Source organism: Sandarakinorhabdus sp., assembly GCF_031430775.1.
Classification (GTDB): domain Bacteria; phylum Pseudomonadota; class Alphaproteobacteria; order Sphingomonadales; family Sphingomonadaceae; genus Sandarakinorhabdus.
The window spans coordinates 1-7674 of record NZ_JANPCD010000130.1; the positions used below are offsets into that span (position 1 = coordinate 1).

The window sequence follows — 7674 nt, forward strand, 5'->3', positions numbered from 1 at the left end:
CGGCCATAATCCATCACCGCAAAGGTGATCGGCACGCCGGCGCCCACCGCGATATGATAGAAACCCGATTTCCACTTGGGCACGGCATGGCGCGTGCCTTCGGGCGGGACGACGAGGATCAGGTCGTCCACCGCTGCAAAATTGGCCTTCATCGCCGCGACCACGTCATTGGACTGGCTGCGATCGATCGGGATGCAACCCGACAGCTTGACCACCCAGCCAAACGGCCCCTCGGTCAGGCTTTTCTTGCCCATGTAGCGCAGGCGCACGCCCCAGGCCCCGCCGGCTGCCAGCATCCAGATGCCGTCCCAGTTCGATGTGTGCGGCGCCGCCGTGATGACGACCTTGGCATCGGCCGGCCAGTCGCCCTCCACCCGCCAGCCGCCGATGGCAAGGAACGCCCGCGCGATCAGGCGCCACAACTGCATCGGCAGGCTGGCGCCCGGCCTCGGCGCGCGTCCCTTGAGGTCGTGATGGATCAATGTGCCGGGTGTCATGTGCGGTGAGTATCAGCAATCGCCGCCGATACACCTGCCAAAGCAGCAGCCCCTCTATTTTGTCAGCATCGTCCGGGCATGGGCGTTCTGGATCATGGCATCGTCATGGCTGACCGCCACGACCACGGCGCCGCTTTGGCGGGCATAGTCCCGCAGTGTCTGCGCCACGAACTCGGCATTGGTGCGATCAAGCGCTGCCGTTGGTTCGTCGGCCAGCACGATGCGCGGGCGAGATGCCAGCGCCTGCGCCAGTGCGACCCGCTGTTTCTCGCCGCCGGACAATTGGCCCGGGCGACTGTTTTTCTTGTCGGCCAATCCCAACCGGTCCAGCAGCGCCAGGCCGTTTTCCTCCGCTTCGGCATGGCCGCGCAGCCGCGCGACCAACGCCATATGCTCGGCCGCCGTCAGCACATCGATCAGCCGGCAGGTCTGGAACACCATCCCGACATGGGCGCGCCGCCACGCCGTGCGCGCGGCTTCGCGCATCGCCGACAAGGGCGTGTCGCCGTCCAGCACCAACCCGGCGTCGGGCAGGCAGACACCCGCCAGCAGCGACAATATCGTCGTCTTGCCGGTGCCGCTGGCGCCGGTCAGGCAGGTGAAGGCACCGGCGGCAAAGGTCAGGTCCATGCCCGACAGCAATGGTCGCCGCCCGCTGCCTTCGGAAATCGCGTAATCGACGCCGGCCAACCGCATCATGACGCTGCTATCCCGACATTGACGCGCAGGCCCACCAGCCTGGGCGGGTCGCCGGCCGTGATCCGTATCCGCACTTCACGCACATCGCGGTCGAAACGGTCGCCGGGATCGTGGCTGCGGGCCGTGCGGCGGCCGACCATGCCGGCGCTGTCCATGACGACGCCGTGCCAGCGGCCCTTGCCTTCGTCCAGCCAGATCATGGCATTCTGCCCGGCGCGCACCCCTGCCGCATCGCGGTCGAGAAATTCGGCACGCACCATCATTTCGGACAAATCGGCGATGGCGATGAGTGGATTGCCCGCCCCGGCGCCGGAAAATTCGCCCGCGTGCTTCAGCACCTTGAGGATGGTGCCGGCGATGGGGGCGCGGATGACGCATTTCGCATTTCTGGCACTGGCGGCTTGCGCCTGTGCAGCGGCGGCGGCGGCGCGGGCACCGGCGGCGCGGCGTTCATCGGCGCGCGCGCCGCTGGTCACGCTTTGCCATTCGGCATCGGCGGCAGCGCGGGCGGCCTCGGCACCGGCCAGCACGGATTCAAGCTCGGTCAGGCGGCGGCTGGTGACAAAACCGGCCGCCAGCAGTGCCCGCGACCGGTCGCGCTGGTCGCGGGCATTGGTCAACCGCGCCTGGGCTTCGGCCAACCGGGCGGCGGCTGCGTCCCGTGCCTCGCGGCGCGGGCCGTCGATGACCAGCCGGCTTTCCGCTTGCGCGGCCTGCGCCATGCCGCGTGCGGCGCCAGCATCGGCGGCAAGATCGTCGCAGGCCAGCGTCATCAGGACCTGCCCTGCCACCACCGTGTCGCCTTCGCGCACCGTGACACCGCCGATGCGGGTATCGACTTCGGCGGCCAGCCAGCGGGTTTCGCTGACGGCATCGATGCGGCCCTGCGCAGTAGCGCCAAAGGCCGGCCTGATCGGGCGCGGCGCCGTATCGCTGCGGCCGGCGGCATGCCAGCCTAGCCCGGCGAGCAACACCAGCGCGGCGGCGCCGGCGCCCTTAATTGCGGAACATGGCATCGGGCGGGAACCTTTGGATATCGGCGCGCGCGGCAAGCGCGGCCACGATGAAAGCGACGAGCGACAAGCCCAGCGCAAAGACAAGATCAGCGGACTTGAAGGTCACCCAGGGCAACAAGGGGCGGGCAACCATCGTGATCAGCGGCGCCGCGAGCAGCACCGCCAGCAGGCTGCCCAGCACCAACACGCCGGCCATGGCGACGATCAGTGCCAGCACATGTTCCGCGCCGGCGCCGTGGCCGATCAGCGACAGGATATCGGCCTGTCGGCGCTGCACGAACCGCGCACAGGCATTCACCAGCAGCAACAGGTCGAGCAGCGCAGCCAGCACGGCGGCCAACAGGATGGCAGCGCCGGCGCCGGTCTTGGCCTGCCAGTAAAGCGACGATCGCGCCTCGAAACCCGCGCCGGTATAGGCGCTGATTTCCGGATAATGCGCGGCCAGCCCGGCTAGGCGCGCGTCGAGATCTGCGGGGACGCCGCCGGGAAAATCGATGGCCAGATAGGCGATCTGCCCGGGCGGCCAGCCCAGCGCCCGCCGGGCGGTATCGGCCGGCAGCACGACATAGGGCGCACCGAGGAACGTCGCCAGCCGGTCGGTGGTGCCGGCCATTGTCATGGTGATACCGCCAATGGATGCCGTCGCGGGGCCTGCGAGGTTCAGCCGGGCCAGGTCCGACGCATCGGCCAGAAAGCCGCGCGGGCCCATATTGGTGCCTTCCAGCCCGATGACCATGACATTGCCGGCCGATCCGCCCGGCCCGGCCCAGCCGCCAAAGCCGGCCAGCACAGGCCGCACCCGCGCGCCGGGCAGGGCGGCCAGCACGGCGCCGGCATAACCTTCGGACAGCGGGGCGGGGAAATCGAAGCATTCGACCCCCCGCGCCGCAATCCAGGCATCGGCGCCGACAAAACGGGGCGCGGCGGCGCCGGCCCGCAGGAACGAGGTGAACACGGCGAACTGAAAGGTGGCGACGGTGGCGGCGATGGCGCAGGCAACCAGCCCGAACAGCAGCGCCTTGCCATCGCGGCGCAGGATGGCGCCGACCAGCAGGGCGATGGCCGGCCCGCCGGTCCATTTCGGCCAGACTGGCCCGCCGGTCCATGTCGAATAGGTGCGAGTGTTCATTTTCCGGTTCCGCTGCCGCGCCGGCTCAACCCAGCCGCACCACTTCGCCGTACAGCATGTCGCCGTTCGATCCGGCCCAGACGCGGCCCGAAAAGCCGGGGCCGGGCGCGCAGGCAATCGCCTGCATGTCGGCTTCGCTGCGCAGCACCAGTTTCCAGTCGAGCAGCGCTTCCATGAAGCCGGCTTCCCACAGGTCGCGGCTGAAATTGGCAAATACGAAACGTCCGCCGGGGTTGAGCCGCGCTGCCAGCCGCGTCGTCAGCGCCGCAGCCAGCCGGGCATCGAGATAGTCGTACAGGCCGGCGGCATAGATCAGGTCATAACGGTCAGTCGGGAAGCGATCCTTGACGATGGTGCTGATCGGCTCGGCGATGATCTCGACCTGCTGGCCATGGCGCCGCCGCACGACGTCAAGGCTCTCGGCGTCCTGGTCCAGCGCCACAAAGCGCCCGATCCGGCCGCTGGCCAGCGCATTGCACATTTCGGCCTCGCGCAGGTGCCCGCAAGCGATGGACAGCACATGCGGCTGGGAATGGCGCTGGGCCGTGCCGTCGATGAGATCGACGATGACCTGGCGCCGGTCCCGCACGGCCTGCGCGACGGGAACATGGGACATCACCATATGCACCTGGCGCCCGGTCGGCGTGGCGGCGATGACCTGATGGCTGATATCGGCATGATGATAAAGCATGTCGATGATGACGGCATCCCCGGCATAGCCGCGCGGACGGGCAATGCAGCGGGCGACGAACGGGTCCTGGCGCAACCAGTGCATGATCTGATGGGACTGTGCAAAGCGGCAGGCATCGGCCCATGCTGCGGCGTCCATCTGCTGGCGCAGCTGGAACAGGCCGGAATCCAGTGTCACCAGAATCTGGCCGATGTCGGCCTGACCGGCAAAGCCGCCAGAAGCCTGACCGGTAAAGCCGGCGGAAGCGCGGTCGAGCAGCCGGGACAAGGCCGATGACGCCGTGATGGGCGCACCGGGCAAAGCGATTGCAGCGGAAACAGACATGAGAAGACCCCTTTTCTCCCGGCGCTGCCCAAAGGCCGGGACCATCCCGCCGAGCGCCGTTGTCACCGGGATAGGCGATTCGGCATCACTCATGCCGTGACCGCCGTCACGCCGCCCAAATGCCTGTTGCCGTGCGACAAAAGCTGGGGCACGTTTCGCGCCGACAGCGGGGGGCTGCGGGGGGCAAGGTGGATACAGCGGGGACAGTTGCACGCTACCGCGCCTTCATCAGCTATTCGCACCGAGACGATGCGGTGGCGGCGCGGCTGCATCGCCGGCTTGAGCGTTATCGCTTGCCGGGGCGGCTGGCCGGCGGCCGGCTGGCGCCTATCTTCCGCGATCTCGAGGAGCTTTCGGCAGCGGACAGCCTGTCTGCTGCGGTCGAAGCTGCGCTTGCCGATTCGGCCAGCCTGGTGGTGCTGTGTTCGCCCGATGCTGCGGCCTCGCCTTGGGTGGGCCGGGAAATCGCACTGTTCCGCCGCCTGCACCCTGATCGGCCCGTGCTGGCCGCCATGGTCGCCGGCGACGCATCCACGGCGTTTCCGCAAGCGTTGCTGGCCGGCGGCGCCGAGCCGCTTGCCGCCGATCTGACGGGCAGCGGTGCAGGCTGGCGGCTCAGCAGCGGTGCAGGCTGGCGCCTGGGCTTCCTCAAGCTGGTGGCCGGCATTGCCGGCGTACGGCTCGATGATCTGGTGCAGCGCGATGCACAGGCGCGCATTGCCCGCGTGACGGCCATCACGGTTGCGGCGGTGGCTGCGATGCTAGTGATGGGTGCATTGACAGTGTTCGCCCTGTCCGCCCGGCAAGAGGCCGAGCGGCAGCGCGCCGAAGCGGAGGGGCTCGTAGAATTTATGCTGACCGACCTTCGCGAGAAATTGCGCGGCGTGGGCCGTACCGATGTGCTGGCTTCGGCCAGCGCAAGGGCGCTGGGGCATTATGAGGGCCAGGATCTGGCGCGGCTGCCGGCCGCCGATCTGGAACGCCGCGCCCGCGCCCTGCATGCGCTTGGCGAGGACGAACAGGAACGCGGCAACCAGGCCGGCGCCCGGCGCATGTTCGCCGAAGCGGCGCGGTCCACAGCCGCCCTGCTTGCCGAAGCGCCGCGCGATGCCGAGCGTGTCTTTGCCCATGCCCAGAGCGTCTATTGGGTGGGGCAACTGGCGCTGGACAACGGCGACATGGCGGGCGCCGAAGCGGGTTTCGGCGATTATGACCGGCTCACGCAGCAGTTGCTGGCGTTGAAGCCAGCCGAGCCGCGCAGCCTTGAGGAAGCCGGCTATGGCGCCGGCAATTTGTGCACGCTGCGGCTGGAGCAAAAACGCAGCGACGGCCTGATCGCGCTGTGCCAGCGTGCGCTCGACCAATTGCGCGCCGCCGCCGATGCCCAGCCGGGCAATGCCGCCATCCGCCGCGAAGTCGCCAACCGTCACGGCTGGCTCGCCGACGCCTGGCGGTTTCTGGGCAAGCCCGAAGCGGCACTGGCGCAGCGCGAGGCGCAGGCGCGCGTGCTGGCGATGTTAAAGGCCGGCGACCCTGAAAACCGCCGGCTGGCGAGGGCGCAGGTCTGGAACGAGCGGGCGATAGCGCTGCTGGAATGGCAATTGGGCCGAGATAGCAGAGCGCGGGCGCGGCTGGCCCAGGCGCGGGCGGCGCTGGCGGCGCTGGTTGCGGCGGACCCTGACAATCGCGAGATGGGCGAGGAATTGGCCAAGATGAATCTGGAACTACGCTCTTTGACTCGTCCGGCAAATTATTGACAATAAAACGATTTTCCTTGGCAATTGTGGAGAAAATACATGTCGATTTCATCAAAAGAGCCCGTTTTCGACGTCGCATTGGATTTAGATGCCGATCAAGCGGCAGGGCCGACACACGTGAAGCGCTTTGTTCTGTTTACAACAAGCCAGTCAGGCGCAGATGGCGATAACATCGATCTGCAATTTCGCATTCGTCCTTACACCGATAATGACGAATATGATCTGCCGGGCACGCCGCTTGCGGGCACCTCGTTGCAAAATCTTGTCTCGGAAATGTGCGCCAGGCCGCCATTTACTACCGAAGGGACACCACGCGACAACGGGCTTGTCGAGCCAACGCCGCTGGACATGGACATCACCCAACCCTGCTACGTCGTGCTGTACCTCCATGGCGGCTATTGGACATTTGACATGAAAGGGGGAAAAGATGCCATCAAGGCCAAGAAAAAGCCTGATGGTGATTTCAGCCATTCCAAGAAGTACGGCAAGCCAAAGGGCTGGGTATGCGAGGGTGGCGCGGCGCGCGAATGGCGGGCGACAGACAAAGTTGTTCAGGTCTTGTCGATTCAGTGCGATAAGCCGGGAGCAAAGCCGCAGAACGGCAAAGGAGACCTGCACCCCTTCAATTACTATGTTCGCTTTTTGGGACCCAATGGCCTTGAATTGCCCATCATCATCGACCCCAATGTCGAAAATCGCGGCGGCAATGGCTGATCTCGGCACGTGAATCCCGCCTCCATCATCCCCACCATCACCGCTCTGGCCCGTGCCGGAGCAGCGGTGCAGGCTTGGCGCCTGTTCGACGCGCATGGTCTTGCCGGCGCCGATGACCCTGCGGCCCAGGCGCTGCATGGCCGGCTGCTCAAGGACAAGGCGCTGGCGGCAACAGGTGCCGAGCGGCGGGCGCTGGCTGCCCAGGCTGCCGCCGCCTATCTCGCGTCGGCGCGTCTGCGGCCTGCCACTTATCCGCTGGTCAACGCCGCAACGCTGGCGCTGATTGCCGGTGACGCGGCGGGGGCGGCGGTGATGGCAGGCGAGGTGTTGGCGCTGATGGAGGTTGCGCCGGAACCGGACACGCCGTGGTGGCAGGCTGCAACGCGGGCCGAAGCGCTGCTGCTGATGGTGGATGAGGCCGGAGCGCGAGCCGCACTGGCCGATGCGATGGCGCTGGCGCCGCTGGCATGGGAGGATCACGCCGTCACGCTGCGCCAGTTCGCCACCATCATCGCCGAGCAAGGCGGCGATGCCGCATGGCTGGAACCGTTGCGGCCGCCGCGCAGCCTTCATTTCACCGGCGCGATGCGGCTTGGCGAGGCGGAGCCGGCGCTGGCAGCGCGTATCGACGCCATCATCGCGGCCGAAAACATCGGGTTCGGCTTTGGCGCGCTGGCCGCCGGCGCCGACCTGCTGGTGGCCGAGCGCCTGCTCGCGGCGGGCGCCGAATTGCACATCGTGCTGCCGGGCGGCGAAGCGGCGTTTCGGGCGCGATCGGTGACGCCCTTTGGCGCCCGCCGCCAGCAGGCGCTCGGCCACCAGCAGGTCGGTCCCGGCGGCCAGCGCG

General features: G+C 67.6%; 8 protein-coding genes. 3 read left to right on the top strand and 5 right to left on the bottom strand.

All coding sequences use genetic code 11. The features are described 5' to 3' along the window. The 5 genes from RMQ73_RS08030 to RMQ73_RS08050 form a co-directional block, all read right to left on the bottom strand. On the bottom strand, nucleotides 1–497 hold a 497-nt coding region (locus RMQ73_RS08030), incomplete at its 3' end, for a 1-acyl-sn-glycerol-3-phosphate acyltransferase (protein ID WP_310497609.1). A gap of 54 nt (nucleotides 498–551) precedes the next feature. Beyond that, complete coding sequence (locus RMQ73_RS08035; protein WP_310497610.1) at nucleotides 552–1196, bottom strand: ATP-binding cassette domain-containing protein; 645 nt, start codon at nucleotides 1194–1196, stop codon at nucleotides 552–554. Beyond that, on the bottom strand, nucleotides 1193–2212 hold the full coding sequence (locus RMQ73_RS08040) for an HlyD family efflux transporter periplasmic adaptor subunit (RefSeq protein ID WP_310497611.1): 1020 nt from the start codon (nucleotides 2210–2212) through the stop codon (nucleotides 1193–1195). Before RMQ73_RS08040 ends, RMQ73_RS08035 begins: the two co-directional genes overlap by 4 nt. Next, nucleotides 2193–3341 (bottom strand): hypothetical protein, encoded by a 1149-nt coding sequence (locus RMQ73_RS08045; protein WP_310497612.1) that lies wholly within the window; start codon nucleotides 3339–3341, stop codon nucleotides 2193–2195. Before RMQ73_RS08045 ends, RMQ73_RS08040 begins: the two co-directional genes overlap by 20 nt. A gap of 25 nt (nucleotides 3342–3366) precedes the next feature. Further along, nucleotides 3367–4356, bottom strand: coding sequence for a class I SAM-dependent methyltransferase (locus RMQ73_RS08050; protein ID WP_310497613.1), 990 nt, complete (start codon nucleotides 4354–4356; stop codon nucleotides 3367–3369). 188 nt (nucleotides 4357–4544) lie between these two features. Between RMQ73_RS08050 and RMQ73_RS08055 the strand changes: the two genes are divergently transcribed. The 3 genes from RMQ73_RS08055 to RMQ73_RS08065 form a co-directional block, all read left to right on the top strand. Then, nucleotides 4545–6113: a toll/interleukin-1 receptor domain-containing protein gene (locus tag RMQ73_RS08055; protein ID WP_310497614.1), complete on the top strand. Its 1569-nt coding sequence runs from the start codon at nucleotides 4545–4547 to the stop codon at nucleotides 6111–6113. Nucleotides 6114–6152: 39 nt separating this feature from the next. Continuing rightward, nucleotides 6153–6827, top strand: coding sequence for a nucleotide synthetase (locus tag RMQ73_RS08060; protein ID WP_310497615.1), 675 nt, complete (start codon nucleotides 6153–6155; stop codon nucleotides 6825–6827). 9 nt (nucleotides 6828–6836) lie between these two features. Next, the coding region (locus tag RMQ73_RS08065; RefSeq protein WP_409049852.1) for a tetratricopeptide repeat-containing protein at nucleotides 6837–7674 on the top strand (838 nt) is incomplete at its 3' end.

Excerpts from the sequence above, each read along its gene's own strand:
- RMQ73_RS08035 (WP_310497610.1), bottom strand. The coding sequence starts at position 1,196 with ATGATGCGGTTGGCCGGCGTCGATTACGCGATTTCCGAAGGCAGCGGG.
- RMQ73_RS08040 (WP_310497611.1), bottom strand. The coding sequence starts at position 2,212 with ATGCCATGTTCCGCAATTAAGGGCGCCGGCGCCGCCGCGCTGGTGTTG.
- RMQ73_RS08045 (WP_310497612.1), bottom strand. The coding sequence starts at position 3,341 with ATGAACACTCGCACCTATTCGACATGGACCGGCGGGCCAGTCTGGCCG.
- RMQ73_RS08050 (WP_310497613.1), bottom strand. The coding sequence starts at position 4,356 with ATGTCTGTTTCCGCTGCAATCGCTTTGCCCGGTGCGCCCATCACGGCG.
- RMQ73_RS08060 (WP_310497615.1), top strand. The coding sequence starts at position 6,153 with ATGTCGATTTCATCAAAAGAGCCCGTTTTCGACGTCGCATTGGATTTA.